Genomic DNA, 14286 nt, shown 5'->3' with positions numbered 1-14286 from the left:
TCGAGAGTTCAAGCCGATTTCGAGGATCTATTATTGAGCATCGAAACAACTAATGCCCCACCGACGGTGGGTCGGAGTGATGGCACAAGGGACCGAGCGGCTCCGGCGATACCTCGAAGACGAACTCGGGGAGTGTCGAAGCGAGGACGTCGAGCGGCGGGTGGAGGAACTCGGGACGCTGGAGGCGGCGCTCGGGACGGCGCGGGTCGAGGCCGAACTCGACGTGCTCTCGGCGCTCGCCGGCGAGACGCGCTACACCCTCGTTCGGACGCTCGTGGCCGCGGGCGAGGAACTGTGCGTCTGCGAACTGAACGCCGTCGTCGACGTGAGCGAGAGCGGGCTCAGTCACGCCCTCTCGACGCTCGTCGACGCCGGGCTCGTGGCCGGGCGAAAGGACGGCCGTTGGAAGAAGTACCGCGCGACCAACCGGGCCGTGGCCCTCGTGACCGTGCTGGAGGGGAGCGTCGGCGATGAGTAACGCGCACGGCCCGAACTGCGACTGCGCGAGCTGTGGCGACCCGCGGTCGATGGACGTCCTCGACAAGTACCTCACGGTCTGGATCTTCGGCGCGATGGCCGTCGGCGTCGGCCTCGGCTTCGTCGCGCCGTCGGTCACGGCGCCGATCCGGGAGTTCCACCTCGTCGAAATCGGCCTCGTGGCGATGATGTACCCGCCGCTCGCGAAGGCCGACTACTCGAAGCTCGGGACGGTGTTCAGCAACTGGCGGGTCCTCGGGCTGAGCTTGATCCAGAACTGGCTCATCGGGCCGACGCTGATGTTCGGGCTCGCGGTCGTCTTCTTCGGCGGCGTCGTCCCCGGCCTGCCGGCCCGCCCCGAGTACTTCCTCGGGCTGGTGTTCATCGGGATGGCCCGCTGTATCGCGATGGTGCTCGTCTGGAACGAACTCGCCGAGGGGTCGACGGAGTACGTGACCGGCCTGGTCGCGTTCAACAGCCTCTTTCAGATCGTCACCTACGGCGCCTACGTCTGGTTCTTCGGGCTCTTCCTCCCGCCCCTGCTGGGCATGGACGCGCTCGTCGCCGGCATCAGCACCGTCGACGTGACGCCGATCCAGGTGTTCGAGGCCATCGTCGTCTTCCTCGGGATCCCCTTCGCCGGCGGCTTCCTCTCCCGATTCGTCGGCACGCGGGCGAAGAGCCGGGCGTGGTACGAGGAGGAGTTCGTCCCCCGGATCGATCCCCTGACGCTCGTGGCCCTGCTTTTCACCGTGATCGTCATGTTCGCCACGCAGGGCGGCAACATCGTCGCCGCGCCGGGCGACGTGCTCCTGATCGCGGTCCCGCTCACCGTCTACTTCGTCGCCATGTTCCTCGTGAGCTTCGGGATGGGCAAGGGAATCGGCGCGGACTACTCCACCACGACCGCCATCGGCTTCACCGCCGCCTCGAACAACTTCGAACTCGCCATCGCCGTCGCCGTCGCGGTCTTCGGCGTCGGCTCCGGCGTCGCCTTCGCCACCGTCGTCGGGCCGCTGATCGAGGTGCCCGTCCTCCTCGCGCTGGTCAACGTCGCCCTGTACTTCCAGCGGCGGCTCGACTGGGGCGACGCCGACACGACCGGCGGCCTCGACGCCGTGACGACCGACGACTGAGCAGACACATGTCCACCGACACCGACACCGACCTGACACGCATCGCCTTCGTCTGCGTCCGGAACGCCGGGCGCTCGCAGATGTCCGCGGCGTTCGCCGAACGCGAGCGCGACCGTCGCGGGCTGGACGTCGAGGTCCTGTCCGGCGGCACCCGTCCCGCCGACGCGGTCCACGGGGAGGTGATCGACGCCATGAACGAGGTGGGGATCGACCTCTCCGACCGGACGCCCCGCGAGATCACGGCCGGGGAACTCCGCTCCTGTGACTACGTCGCCACCATGGGCTGTTCGACGCTCGACCTCGGCGACGCCCCCGGGGTCGACGTCCGCGACTGGGCGCTCGACGACCCCGGCGGACGGGACCCCGAGCGCGTCCGCGCGATCCGCGACGAGATAGCGGAGCGGGTCCGCGCGCTGTTCGACGAGGTCGAGGCGAGCGCGACGCGGTAGGGGGTCCGGCCCGCCGACTCACTCCCCGCCAGCGCGCAGGAGATGGAAGACGTAGGTCTGGGCGTAGCCGGCGTACTCGCCGCCGAAGCGCTCGCGAATCGCCCGCGAGGTCTCGGTGTAGGAGCCACGGTCACAGGCGGGGTAGTGATCGGCGATAGCCGAGCGGATCCAGGTGTCGAGCGGGACGGCCTCGAGATACCCCAGCGAGAACAGCAGGACGCAGTCCGCCACCTTCTCGCCGACGCCGACGAAGCGCGTGAGCGACTCGCGAGCGTCCTCGTAGGGGAGGCCGCGGGCGTCCTCGGGGGCGGCCTCGCCCTCGGCGACCATCTCGGCGGTTCGCCGGACGTAGGGGGCGCGGTAGCCGAGTTTCAGGTCCCGGAGGTCCTCCTCGGAGCGGGCGGCGAGGTCCGCGGGCGTCGGGAAGGCGTGGTAGGTTCGCCCGTCGACGGCGAACTGCTCGCCGTACTCGCGGGCGAGCGCCCGCTGCATGCCGTGGATGCGCGACACACGCATCTGTGCCGAGCAGATGAAGGAGATCAGACAGGGAAAGGGCGGGTCGCGGACCAGCCGCATCCCCGGATACGCGTCGTAGGCGCGTTCGAGGAGCGGGTCGTCCGGCGTCGCGTCGACGATGGCGTCCAGGTCGTCGTCGAGGCGGAGCAGGTGGGTGAGGATCGGCACGGCGTCGGTCGTCGACGCCCACTCCAGCCGTCCCTCGACCTGTCGGACCCGGACGACCGCACGCTCGTTGCCGACGGCGTCGAGCGGCGGGACGACCGTCTCGTACCACGCGTCGCCGCCGTGGGCGTCGGTCCGCTCGTACATCCCCCCGTCGGGACGGTCCCAGAGGTAGCTCTGCCCGCTCTCGACGGTCGCCTGCAGGTCGAAGGGGCCGTCGAGGTCGTCGAGCGGGATGGCGCCGCGTTCCATGCGGTCGGGTCGGGACCGCGGGGTTTCCCGGTTTCGTTTCTACTCCTCGTAGGCCGCGTCGAGGGGCGGCCGGTCGACGCCGCGGTCCGCGCGGTAGTCGGCGGCGACGGCGACGACGGCGACGCCGAGGAGCTCCCAGAGGAGGAGGGCGGGCACCACCGTCGACAGCGGGTCGCGCACGAGGACGGCGTCGTCGACGCCGGCGAGGGCGGGACCCCAGCGCGAGAAGCCGAGCGTGCTGGCCGGATCGAGGGTGGCGACGCGGGCGAGGACGACCCCCGCCGTGGCGAGGCCGGCGAGGGAGACGGCGACGAGGGCGGGCGCGGGGAGGCGGAGGCGACACCGACGGTGTAGTTCCGGCCGGATCAGGGGGAGGGCGCCGACCGACGCCGCGATGGCGGCGTAGCCGACGAAGATGCCGGCGAGCGCGAGATACGAGGCGTAGCCGACCAGATCGAGGGCGACGACGGCGCCGGCGAGCAGGCCGGTGACCGCCAGCGCGGGGTCGGGGACGCCGCGGCGCGTCTCCCGGTCCAGCCCCGGAACCACCTCGGCGACGCCCCGGAGCGTTCGCGCGGGCAGCCACGCCGTCGCGAGCGCGGCGCCGACGCCCGCGAGGGCCGTCCCGGGCACGAGGAGGGTCCGGGGGGCGACGCCGAGGGCGCTCGCCGCCGCCTCCGCGAACGGCGCCGAGACGAACACCAGCCGCGACCAGGGGATGACCCCGAGCGTCACCACCGCCGCGAGGGTGGCGACGGCGCCGGCGAGCAGGACCGCGACGAGCAGCGCCCGGGGGACGGTCCGGCGGGGGTCGTCGACGGCCGACGAGACGGCGGCGCCGGCGTCGAAGCCGGCGAAGCCGAACAGCGCGGCGACCGTCGCCCCGCCGAGGGCGACCAGCGGACGCTCCCGGAGCGGCGGCGTCGGCAGGAGCGGGCTGAAGTTGTCGGGGACGACGGCCGTCGCTCCGACGAGGAGCATGCCCCCGAGGAGGGCGAGGAGGGGCACGGTGACCCACAGTTGGGCGCGACCGGCCGCCGCCGGCCCGAGCGCGTGGACGGCGACGAGGGCCGCGAGGGCGGCAAGCGCGGCGGGCGTCGGCGGCAGGGGGAGGACGGTCGCGGCGGCGGCGCCGAGGCTGGCCGCGAGGGCGGCGAGGACGGCGACGTAGGCGCCGACCGTCGGCCACGCGGCCAGGAAGCCGACCGGCCGGGAGCCCCAGGTTCGCGAGACGGCCGTGTAGAGGGGCGCGTCGCGCTCGACGAGGGGACTCGACAGGAAGACGGCGTAGGCGACGGCGACGGAACCGACGGCGAGCGTCCCGACGAGGTAGGCGACGGGCGTGGCCGGGCCGCCGAGGTTCTCGACGCCGCTCGGGAGGAGGAACACGCCCGCACCGAGCGGGAGGCCGAGGGCGACGGCGACGGCGTGTCGCGGGGCGAGCGGGCGTGAGTCGGACACGGTACCCGTGAGTCGGGGAGCGAGAAATAGCTTGCGCGCGCCGAAGACGCGTGTTCGACAGTATTATTCCGTTCGTCCGATTTCCTCCGGGTATGAGTGAGATCGTAGTGACGCTTCCCGACGGGTCGGAACTCTCCGTCACGGAGGGGTCGACGGTGGAGGACGTCGCCTACGAGATCGGGCCGGGTCTCGGACGCGACACCGTCGCGGGCGTCGTCGACGGCGACCTCGTCGACAAGGCCACCCCCCTCTCGGACGGCGCCGACCTCGTCATCGTCACGGCGGATAGCGACGAGTATCTGCGCGTGCTCCGCCACTCGGCGGCACACGTCTTCGCACAGGCGCTGCAGCGACTGTATCCGGAGGCCAAACTCGCCATCGGGCCGCCGACCGACGAGGGCTTCTACTACGACGTGACCGGCGTCGACCTCGACAGCGAGGACCTGGAGCGGATCGAGGCGGAGGCCGAGGAGATCATCGCCGCGGATCTGGACATCGAGCGCGAGGAGCGCCCGCGCGAGGAGGTCGTCGAGGAGTACGCCGACAACCCCTACAAACTCGACATTCTCGAAACCGAGGCCGACGGCGAGGACCCGGTGAGCGTCTACCGACAGGGCGAGTTCGAGGACCTCTGTCAGGGTCCCCACGTCGAGTCGACCGGCGAGATCGGCGCGTTCAAACTCCTGAACATCTCCTCGGCGTACTGGCGGGGCGACGAGGACAACGACACCCTGACGCGCGTCTACGGCACCGCCTTCGCCGACGAGGCGGAGATGGAGGAGTTCCTCGAGCGCCGGCGCGAGGCCCAGGAGCGCGACCACCGGAAGCTCGGCCAGGAACTCGACATCTTCGCCATCGACGACACGACCGGGCCGGGGCTGCCGCTGTATCACCCCAACGGCAAGCGCGTCCTCGACGAACTGTCGGCGTTCGCCCGCGACCTGAACCTCGACGCGGGGTACGAACCCGTCGAGACGCCCCACCTCTTCCGGACCGAACTCTGGAAGAAGTCGGGCCACTACGAGAACTACGTCGACGACATGTTCCTGCTGGACGTGAACGACGAGGAGTACGGCCTGAAGCCGATGAACTGTCCGGGCCACGCGACCATCTTCGACCAGAAGTCCTGGAGCTACCGGGACCTCCCCGTCCGCTACTTCGAGGACGGGAAGGTGTACCGCAAGGAACAGCGCGGGGAACTCTCGGGGCTCTCCCGGGTGTGGGCATTCACCATCGACGACGGCCACGAGTTCGTCCGGCCCGACCAGATCGAAGACGAGGTGACGCTCGTGATGGACAACATCGTCCGGGTCTTCGAGACGTTCGACCTCGACGCGGAGGTGGCGCTCGCGACGCGGCCGGAGAAGTCGGTCGGGAGCGACGAGATCTGGGAGCGCGCCGAGTCACAGCTCCGCGCCGTGCTCGAGTCCCGTGACATGGAGTACGACGTCGAGGCGGGGGACGGCGCCTTCTACGGCCCGAAGATCGACTTCGCGTTCGAGGACGCCCTCGGCCGGAAGTGGGACGGCCCGACCGTCCAACTCGACTTCAACATGCCCGAGCGGTTCGACCTGACCTACACCGGCGAGGACAACGAGGACCACCGCCCGGTGATGATCCACCGCGCGCTCTACGGCAGTTACGAGCGGTTCCTGATGGTGCTCATCGAGCACTTCGACGGGAAGTTCCCGCTCTGGCTGGCGCCGGAGCAGGTGCGAGTGCTGCCGGTCAGCGACGACAACCTCGACTACGCCCACCGTCTCGCGGACGAACTCGACGACTTCCGGGTCGAAGTCGAGGACCGATCCTGGACCGTCGGCCGCAAGATCCAGCAGGCCCACAGCGACCGCGTGCCCTACATGCTCATCGTCGGCGACGACGAGGAGGCGGCCGGCACCGTCTCGGTGCGCGATCGGAAGGAACGCGAGCGCAAGGACGTCGACCGCGAGGCCTTCGCCGCCCACCTCCGGGCGGAGCGCGACGAGAAGCGCGTCGAACCCGACTTCCTCGACTAGAACATCCCCGTTACTCCGAGTCGAGGGAGGGAGCGTTCGGGAACGACCGCGTCGGCCGCCGAGGCGGCTATCCGTCGTAGATCCGAACCCAGCCGTCGGCGGTGACCGTCACGAGATACGTGCCACAGCGGAACGTGGCGCTGATGGCGCCGCCGGCGGCGTCGACGGTGCCGAAGAGCGCGTGCTCCAGGGACTCCACGTCGATGCAGTCGTACAGCGGCGGGATCGACACCTCCTCCGGGGGGACGCCCTCGACGGTGGCGATGGCGCGAACGATGGCCGTCGAGAGTTCACGGCCGGCCTCGGGATCGTACCGGTGTCGGACGAGGGGCTTCGGGTCGTCGATCGGATCGTCGACGGGCATCGGCATCAGCCGCCTCCGCGGGCGTGGTCGGCACCGCTCGTGACCGGCCGTCGAACGTCGGCGGCGTCGGCCGACGGGACATTCGTGTGCATACCCCACCAACGGGTGACGCCGAGTTAATTCTTCGCAGAGGGCTGGCGGGCGATGGAATTACATGGTAGCCGCGACACCACCGTGTCGTGTCTCGGACGAGCGACGGCGGGGCGGAGGCGACGAAGGACGGCGACGTCACGGTGCTCGTCGTCGACGATCAACCGAACGTGGCGAAGGCGTACGAACTCCACCTCCCGGAGGCGTACACGGTGCGGACCGCCACGGGCGGCGCCGAGGCCCTCGAACTCGTCGACGAGTCGGTCGACGTGGTGTTGCTGGATCGACGCATGCCCGAGATGACCGGCGACGAGGTGCTGGAGACCATCAGGGAACGGGGCTACGGCTGCCGGGTCGCCATGGTCACGGCCGTCGATCCGGACTTCGACATCGTCGAGATGGACTTCGACGCGTACCTCACGAAGACCGTCGCGCCCGAGGAGATCAGGGAGACGGTGGACCGACTGGCCACTCTCTCGGACCTCGACGAGCAACTGCGGGAACACTTCGTGCTCGCCGAGAAGAAGGCGACGCTGGAGGCCACCAAACGCGCCTCGGAACTCGACGAGCACGAGGAGTACGCCGAACTCGTCGAGCGACTCGACGCCCTCGAAACCGAACTGGACTGGGCGAGCCGGGAGTTCGACGACGAGGAGTTCGCCGCCATGTTCCGCGACCCGGAAGGCGGGGGGACGGGCTGATGCGGGGCGGTGTGATCGGGACGGACGGGCAGGGGGAGCCCCCTCGACCCGACGGTAACTGTACATCCGTGGAGGAGGAAGGCGTCCGCTAATGCCGCCGACGGGCTCCTCGGACGACCGACGGATCGCGACCGACGACCTCGTGTCGACCATCCGTGATGCCGAGTTCTTCCGGTCCCTGGTCGAGAACGGCTCGGACGCCATCATCTCCATCGACAGGAACAGCACCATCCTCTTCGCGAACGAGGCGGCCGAGCGGGTGTTCGGCTACGAACCCGAGGAACTGATCGGCGAGAAGCTGACGGTGCTCATGCCCGAGCGGTTTCACGCCCAGCACTTCGACGCCGTCGATCGGTACCTCGAAACCGGCGAGCGACGGCTCGATTGGAACACCATCGAACTCCCCGCCGAACACCGCGACGGTCACGAGGTGCCGCTCTCGATCACCTTCGAGGAACACGTCTACGACGGCGAACGGGTGTTCTCCGGCATCATGCGCGACATCTCGGAACGGGTCGAGCGCGAGCGGGAACTCGAACGCCAGAACGAACGGCTCGAACGCTTCGCGAGCATCGTCTCCCACGACCTCCGGGACCCTCTGAACGCCGCGCGGGCGACGGCCGCGCTCGCGAAGGCCGGCGACGAGGCGGCACTCGACGACCTCGACGACATCTTCGACCGGATGGAGCGGCTGATCGAGGAGGTCCTGACGCTGGCCAAACAGGGACAGACCGTCGGCGACACCGAACCCGTCGACCTCGCGTCGGTGGCCGAGGACGCCTGGACCATCGTCGACGCCGAGGCCGCGACGCTCGTCGTCGCCGACGACCTCCCCGCGGTCGAGGCCCACCCCGAGCGACTGGAGACGCTCCTGGGGAATCTCTTTCGGAACGCCGTCACCCACGGCGGACACGACGTCGTCGTCGCCGTCGGCCCCCTCGACGACGGCCGTGGCTTCTACGTCGAGGACGACGGTGCCGGCTTCGGCGACGTCGACCCCGACCGGCTGTTCGACTACGGATTCACCGGCAGCGACGACGGGACGGGCTTCGGCCTGAGCATCGTCGAGGAGATCGCCGGCGCCCACGGCTGGACCGTGACCGCGACGACGGGTGCGGACGGGGGTGCCCGATTCGAGTTGGCGCTGGATCCGTAACCACGCCGCGCCGCATGCCGACACGGGGTGAAAGGCGACCGTCCGCGCGGAGTATCGGGACGATACTCCGGAACGGGGAGAGGAAGGCGCGGCCTGAAACCATCAGCGATCGGATGTGTCACGGGAGGACGGGGCGGAGACGACAACCGACGTCGACGTGACCGGTCGTTCGGAGCCTCACACGACCGGTCTCCGGGTGTCGGAGTCTCGGAGCTGCTGTATTCTATATGATGTGTTTGCTCCGGAAGCGGTCCCGCCGCTCGCGAGTCACCACCGGAGTCGCGTCCGGCTAATCGGCGGTTACCGTCCCGGTCGGCAGCGACGCTCGACGCCGAGACCTGTCGAAGCACCGATTAATTAACCTCGTGTAATCCGAGTGACTGGTACGGCGAACGGTGATCGCTGACAGGAGATCGAACGATGCCAATCGACAGATACGAACTCTCACGACGACGGATACTGGCTGCGCTCGGGACGATCGGACTCACCTCGGCGGGTGCCGGCCTCGGCACCACCGCGTACTTCTCCGACCAGGAGACGTTCGAGGACAACCGGCTCGTCGCCGGCACGCTCGACATGGGGGTGGGCTACTCGGCCCACTACTCGGACTGGAGCGAGGACGAGGGAGAGGGAGTCGACGTGGTGATGTACGACGGTCCGGCCGACGAGACCGGTACCGCGGAGGAACTCCCCGGGGAGCCGGGGGAGTACGTGGGACTGCCGGCGAACGACGCGTGGCTCGTCGCCGTCGACGACCCCGAACGGTTCCTCGACAACACGCAGGTCGGCGCCTACCCGGACGCGGAATCGGACACGCTGTACCGAGTGAACGCGGGCGGGGACACGCTCACCGCCCTGGACTCCGGGCCGGACTGGGAGGGGGTGAGCGCCTCGTCGACGGCCTACTTCAACGGTGATACGTCGGGCGATACGCCGCCGGGGTCGCCGCCCTCCTCGATCGATGCGAGCGTGCCGGCGGACACGCCCGACGAGGTGTTCGTCGACGAGATCGGCGACCCGCCGGGCGACGAGGAGATGCACTGGGAGTTCGACGTCCCCGCGGGCACGCAGGTCGAAGTGCGTCTCTACCTCGCCGACGAGTGGGCCCAGGATCGCTCCTTCGACGTGGCACTGGAAGGGACGACCGTCCTCGAGGAGTACGATCCCAACGACGACGTCGGCCACAACGTGGGCACGATGAAGTCGTTCACGACGACCAGCGACGGCACGGTCGACGTCGACTTCTTCCACGGGTCGGACGCGTCCGACACGAACCCCTTCGTCAACGCCATCGAGATCGTCCAGACCACCCTCTCGTGTGTGGACGGCGCGGCGTCGGCACAGGCGGACGACGCACCCAAACCCGTCATCGAGGTCGAGGACCTGAAGCCGGGCGACTTCGGCGAGGTCACGTTCGACTTCGTCCTGTGTGACAACCCCGGCTACGTCTGGCTGAACGGCGCCCTGCTCGAAGAACACGAGAACGGCGTCACCGAACCCGAGGCGGACGACCCCGACGAGGAGGAGGGCGTCGTCGAACTCCTCGACGTCGTGCGGGCGGCCATCTGGGTCGACGACGGGAACAACTACCAGAACGGCGACGAGGAGCCCGCCCGAATCGGTACCCTTCGGGAGATCCTGGGCATCGTCGGCGATGCCAACGGTACGGAGCTCACCAGCGCGATGAACGCCGAGCAGGCCGGCGGAACCGGCGATCAGGGCTGTTTCGCCGCCGGGGAGCAGTACTCGGTCGTGTTCGCGTGGTGGGTGCCGGTCGACCACGGCAACGAGATCCAGGGCGATTCGGCCCGGTTCGATCTCGGCCTCTACACCGAACAGTGCCGGCACAACGACGGGAGCGGGCTGAACAACGAGGCGGTCGCGGCGAACGAGACCGACGACTCGTAGCGACCGCGGCCGTCGACGAGGGAGCGGGCCGGGGGGGAGTTGACCCCGATTGCGAGACTCACGCCGTTCGTCTCGCGTGGTTCAACACCCTCGGACGTTTTCACTGCTCACTGACGTTCGCAGGAAAACGGGCCGGGAGGGAGTTGAACGCTCCCTTCGGTCGCCCCGCAGTCGATTACCGGGGCCGCGCTCCCGCTGTGGGCTAACCAGCTATGCACGCTACGGCCCGTCGAACCGGAGAAGCGCCGGGCGTTAGAGCCAGTCCTCGGTCAGATACACGGCAGGTGGCAGTTCCTCAGCTGAAGAGACAACGTCACAGACGGCAGAGAGAATGCGATAAAGTTCGAACGCCGACAGCCGCTGGTTCGGCGCGTAAAGGGTTCTGTCGTCATCCGCCCGAGCCCCCCTTACATAATCGTCGTCGTGAGTCACGACGATCCGATCCGTCGAGTTAGCGTACCGTCGGACTTCGGCATCTTTCGCTCCTCGGCCCAGTTCCGGAACGTCGACGACTCGCTCGACATCGTGACCCTCCTTCTCGCAGAGTCGGGCGAACTTGGCTTCCGTATCCTCGTCGAACAACAGCGACAACGTCACCGACATCCGCTTCCGTTACTCCAGATCCGCGGGACCTGTCGCCACGTTCGGATCGGACTCCGTGCTCTCACGGAGTCGTTTCCGTTCTCGCTCGATCCTCGCCATTTCGTCCGGATGGTCGTGATAGTAGGCCAGTGCACGATACACGTCGGCGACATCGAGGTCGTGTCGATCCGCGACCGTCCGAGGTTCGAGGCCCCGCCGTTCCACCCGTTCGTGGACGAAGTACACCCCGATCCGCGTCCCATCGATGCGCGGTTTACCACCCAGTACGTCCTCGGTACTGACGATCCGAGATTGAGACGTATCGGGGCCCGATTTCGTGCCACTCATATCGCTCTATTGCGCGTCGGCGTATGAAAAGTCTCGCTTCAGTCGTACCCGGTTCACGGACAGAGCCTCGCTGCGTCGTGTGCCCGTCGCAGACTGCCGGGCCAGTCGGTGACTGAGCGAACTGACGGCACTCGCGGAACGGGGGGTACAGACCCTCGTTCCCCGAATTCGGGGGGTACGAACGCTGTAATGCCTCTCGGAGTGACTGAAAAACCGTCGGAGACGGAGCGGGCCGGGAGGGAGTTGAACCCCCGACCGACGGATTAAGAGTCCGTCGCTCTACCTGACTGAGCTACCGGCCCTACGTAGTCTGCTATCCGAGGCCCACTAAAAGGCGTTTCCCTTCGGGTCGACTCACTCCGAGAGGATCTCCCGGAGGTCGTCGGCGTCGACGCGATACTTGAACCGCGGGCGGCCGTCAACGGTCACGTACGGGACCCGGTCGCCGTATCGCTCCCGCAGGTCCGGGTCCGTGTCGACGTCGACGACGTCGATGTCGACCGGCCGCCCGAGGGATGCGGCGACGCGCTCGACGGTCTCGATGGCCTCCGCACAGAGGTGACAGTCCGCGCGCGTATAGACCGTGACGGTGGCCGTCTCACCCGAATCGGCCGCTGGCGTGTCGGACACGGGAGGACGTAGCCGCCGTGGGCTGGTAACTCCTTCGTCACCGGACCGTTCGGGGGCCGCCGGAGGGGCGGAACGCCGGCGTGACGTGGTAAGGCGGCCGCCCGCCGGCGGGGCGGCCGCTCGCGGTGCGCGAAGGGACGACGTTAAGTGAGACGCCTCGATACGTCGGATCACATGAGCAACGCGGCGCCAGTCTCGACGATGTCTTCGTACGCGATCCTCGGCTGTGGGAGCGTCGGCCACGCCGTCGCCGAGGACCTCGCGGAGGAGGGCAAAAGCGTGCTGATCCTCGACCGGGACGAGAGCCGCGTCGAAGCGCTCCGCGATCAGGACCTCGACGCCCGCCGGGCCGACATCCGCGAGGACGAGGTGGCCGACCTCGTCGCCGACCGCGACGTGATCCTGATCCTCGCGTCGGACGTGGAGGCGAACAAGGCGGCCGTCTCCAGGATCCGCGAGCGCGGCGGCGACCAGTTCGTCATCGTCCGCGCCTCCGACCCCGTCTCGGAGGACGAACTCACCGAGGCCGGCGCGGACGTGGTGATCAACCCCTCGCAGGTGATCGCGGAGTCGGCGCTGCGCGCCCTGGAGACGGGCGAACTGGAGTACAAGGCCCAGCAACTCGCCGACATCCTCCGTTCGGGCGACGGGCGACTCGCCATCCTCACCCACGACAACCCCGATCCGGACTCCATCGCCAGCGCGGTGGCGCTGCAGGCCATCGCGGAGGCCCACGACGTCGAGGCGGACATCCTCTATCACGGCGACATCGGCCACCAGGAGAACCGGGCGTTCGTGAACCTGCTCGGCATCGAACTCCTGCCGCTCTCGGAGGTGGAGTCGCTGGACGACTACGCCCTGATCGCGCTGGTCGATCACATGAAGTCCGGCGACCTCGGCCTCGACGCCGGCGTCGACATCTTCATCGACCACTACGAGCCCGAGTCCGACTACGACGCCGACTTCATGGACGTCCGGCCGAACGTCTCCTCCACCTCGACCATCCTCACGAAGTACATCCAGGAGTTCGACCTCTCGCCGAGCGAGGCGGTGGCGACGGCGCTCCTGTACGGCATCCGCGCCGAGACCCTGGATTTCAAGCGGGACACCACGCCCGCTGACCTGACGGCGGCCGCGTACCTGTACCCCTTCGCCAACCACGACACCTTAGAGCAGGTGGAGTCGCCGTCGATGTCGCCGGAGACGCTCGACGTGCTCGCGGAGGCCATCCAGAACCGCCAGGTACAGGGGAGCCACCTCGTCTCGAACGCGGGGTTCATCCGCGACCGCGACGCGCTCGCCCAGGCCGCCCAGCACCTCCTCAACCTCGAGGGCATCACGACGACGGCGGTGTTCGGCATCGCCGACGACACCATCTACCTCGCGGCACGCTCCAAGGACATCCGCATCAACATCGGGAACGTCCTCGACGACGCCTACGGCGCCATCGGCGAGGCGGGCGGCCACTCCACGCAGGGGAGCGTCGAGATTCCGCTCGGCCTCTTCACCGGCATCGAGGCGAGCGAGGACAACCGCGACACGCTCCTGTCGCTCGCCGAGGAGGCGGTGCGCAAGAAACTGTTCGACGCGATGGGTGTCGAGAGCAGCGCGGGCGAGGGCGCGAACGGGAGTTAGGCGACGACTTCCTCGTCCTCGTCCTCGTCGTCCAGCCGTTCGACCACGTCGTTGATGAGGATGACGTCACCCACGGCACGGACCCAGCGGTAGGGGATCATCACGCCCTTGCCGGCCTCGATCCGACCGGCGAACAGTTCCTGGCTCAGTTCGCCGAGCGCGAGTCCCGTGACGGACTCCCCGCCGAGGTCGAGGCGCACGTCCTCGACTTCCCCGACGAATACCCCGTTGTTCGAATACACCTCGCGCCCGACGAGCGTCGTGATCTCCTGTGGCGTGCCGTCCATATGCACTCCCTGTTCGTGACGGGTCTTAATAGTTCGTTGCTGCGGCGAACGCCCGGTCCACCGGACCGTCACGACGGCCGTGAAGGGTAACCGGCCGCCGGTCCTACGGGGGGA

General features: G+C 68.6%; 15 protein-coding genes and 1 tRNA gene. 8 read left to right on the top strand and 8 right to left on the bottom strand.

The genetic code is table 11. The annotated features are described in order from the left end of the window. Positions 1-79: 79 nt before the first annotated feature. Genes NBT67_RS15545 through NBT67_RS15535 form a run of 3 tightly spaced genes read left to right on the top strand, consistent with a single transcriptional unit; the run spans position 80 to position 2062 of the window. The gene (locus tag NBT67_RS15545; RefSeq protein WP_251342674.1) at positions 80-478 is read left to right on the top strand and encodes an ArsR/SmtB family transcription factor; all 399 of its coding nucleotides are present in this window, start codon (positions 80-82) and stop codon (positions 476-478) included. Continuing rightward, positions 471-1613 carry an ACR3 family arsenite efflux transporter gene (gene arsB / locus NBT67_RS15540; RefSeq protein WP_305881848.1) on the top strand — a complete coding sequence of 381 codons (1143 nt, stop codon included), beginning with the start codon at positions 471-473 and terminating at the stop codon, positions 1611-1613. Before NBT67_RS15545 ends, arsB begins: the two co-directional genes overlap by 8 nt. An 8-nt stretch (positions 1614-1621) precedes the next feature. Continuing rightward, positions 1622-2062 carry an arsenate-mycothiol transferase ArsC gene (locus NBT67_RS15535; RefSeq protein ID WP_251342673.1) on the top strand — a complete coding sequence of 147 codons (441 nt, stop codon included), beginning with the start codon at positions 1622-1624 and terminating at the stop codon, positions 2060-2062. A gap of 18 nt (positions 2063-2080) precedes the next feature. Here the strand turns inward: NBT67_RS15535 and NBT67_RS15530 are convergent, their stop codons facing one another. Together NBT67_RS15530 and NBT67_RS15525 are read right to left on the bottom strand one after the other, a co-directional pair. Further along, positions 2081-2995 carry a DNA-3-methyladenine glycosylase family protein gene (locus NBT67_RS15530; RefSeq protein WP_251342672.1) on the bottom strand — a complete coding sequence of 305 codons (915 nt, stop codon included), beginning with the start codon at positions 2993-2995 and terminating at the stop codon, positions 2081-2083. A 39-nt stretch (positions 2996-3034) separates the two neighbouring features. After that, the gene (locus NBT67_RS15525) at positions 3035-4456 is read right to left on the bottom strand and encodes an APC family permease (protein WP_251342671.1); all 1422 of its coding nucleotides are present in this window, start codon (positions 4454-4456) and stop codon (positions 3035-3037) included. A gap of 92 nt (positions 4457-4548) precedes the next feature. Between NBT67_RS15525 and thrS the strand changes: the two genes are divergently transcribed. Further along, a complete protein-coding gene (thrS, locus tag NBT67_RS15520; protein WP_251342670.1) occupies positions 4549-6471 on the top strand; it encodes a threonine--tRNA ligase in 1923 nt (640 codons plus the stop codon). Between the two features lie 67 nt (positions 6472-6538). Here the strand turns inward: thrS and NBT67_RS15515 are convergent, their stop codons facing one another. Beyond that, complete coding sequence (locus NBT67_RS15515; protein ID WP_251342669.1) at positions 6539-6841, bottom strand: HalOD1 output domain-containing protein; 303 nt, start codon at positions 6839-6841, stop codon at positions 6539-6541. A gap of 173 nt (positions 6842-7014) precedes the next feature. Here NBT67_RS15515 and NBT67_RS15510 point away from each other — a divergent pair, with 173 nt between their 5' ends. The 3 genes from NBT67_RS15510 (at position 7015) to NBT67_RS15500 (ending at position 10690) form a co-directional block, all read left to right on the top strand. Continuing rightward, positions 7015-7626, top strand: a complete 612-nt coding sequence (locus NBT67_RS15510; RefSeq protein WP_251342668.1) for a response regulator — start codon at positions 7015-7017, stop codon at positions 7624-7626. Positions 7627-7717: 91 nt separating this feature from the next. Further along, the gene (locus NBT67_RS15505) at positions 7718-8782 is read left to right on the top strand and encodes a PAS domain S-box protein (protein WP_251342667.1); all 1065 of its coding nucleotides are present in this window, start codon (positions 7718-7720) and stop codon (positions 8780-8782) included. Between the two features lie 420 nt (positions 8783-9202). After that, on the top strand, positions 9203-10690 hold the full coding sequence (locus tag NBT67_RS15500; RefSeq protein WP_251342666.1) for a SipW-dependent-type signal peptide-containing protein: 1488 nt from the start codon (positions 9203-9205) through the stop codon (positions 10688-10690). Positions 10691-10942: 252 nt separating this feature from the next. On the opposite strand, the gene NBT67_RS15495 is transcribed toward NBT67_RS15500, so the two are convergent. The 4 genes from NBT67_RS15495 to NBT67_RS15480 form a co-directional block, all read right to left on the bottom strand. Beyond that, the gene (locus tag NBT67_RS15495; RefSeq protein WP_251342665.1) at positions 10943-11293 is read right to left on the bottom strand and encodes a DUF5615 family PIN-like protein; all 351 of its coding nucleotides are present in this window, start codon (positions 11291-11293) and stop codon (positions 10943-10945) included. 9 nt (positions 11294-11302) lie between these two features. Beyond that, entirely contained in the window at positions 11303-11620 is a 318-nt protein-coding gene (locus tag NBT67_RS15490; RefSeq protein ID WP_251342664.1) for a DUF433 domain-containing protein, read from the bottom strand. 228 nt (positions 11621-11848) lie between these two features. Then, positions 11849-11922 (bottom strand) — tRNA-Lys (locus NBT67_RS15485). Positions 11923-11974: 52 nt separating this feature from the next. Further along, positions 11975-12250, bottom strand: a complete 276-nt coding sequence (locus NBT67_RS15480; RefSeq protein ID WP_251342663.1) for a glutaredoxin family protein — start codon at positions 12248-12250, stop codon at positions 11975-11977. Positions 12251-12424: 174 nt separating this feature from the next. On the opposite strand from NBT67_RS15480, the gene NBT67_RS15475 reads away from it, so the two are divergent. After that, on the top strand, positions 12425-13885 hold the full coding sequence (locus NBT67_RS15475; RefSeq protein WP_251344391.1) for a DHH family phosphoesterase: 1461 nt from the start codon (positions 12425-12427) through the stop codon (positions 13883-13885). Here NBT67_RS15475 and NBT67_RS15470 read toward each other — a convergent pair. Beyond that, complete coding sequence (locus NBT67_RS15470; protein ID WP_251342662.1) at positions 13882-14172, bottom strand: PRC-barrel domain-containing protein; 291 nt, start codon at positions 14170-14172, stop codon at positions 13882-13884. The two genes, NBT67_RS15475 and NBT67_RS15470, sit on opposite strands and share 4 nt — an antisense overlap. Positions 14173-14286 lie beyond the last annotated feature (114 nt).

It is taken from the genome of Haloplanus sp. GDY1, from assembly GCF_023703775.1.
GTDB lineage: Archaea > Halobacteriota > Halobacteria > Halobacteriales > Haloferacaceae > Haloplanus > Haloplanus halophilus.
This window is presented reverse-complemented; position numbering and strand designations above follow the sequence as displayed.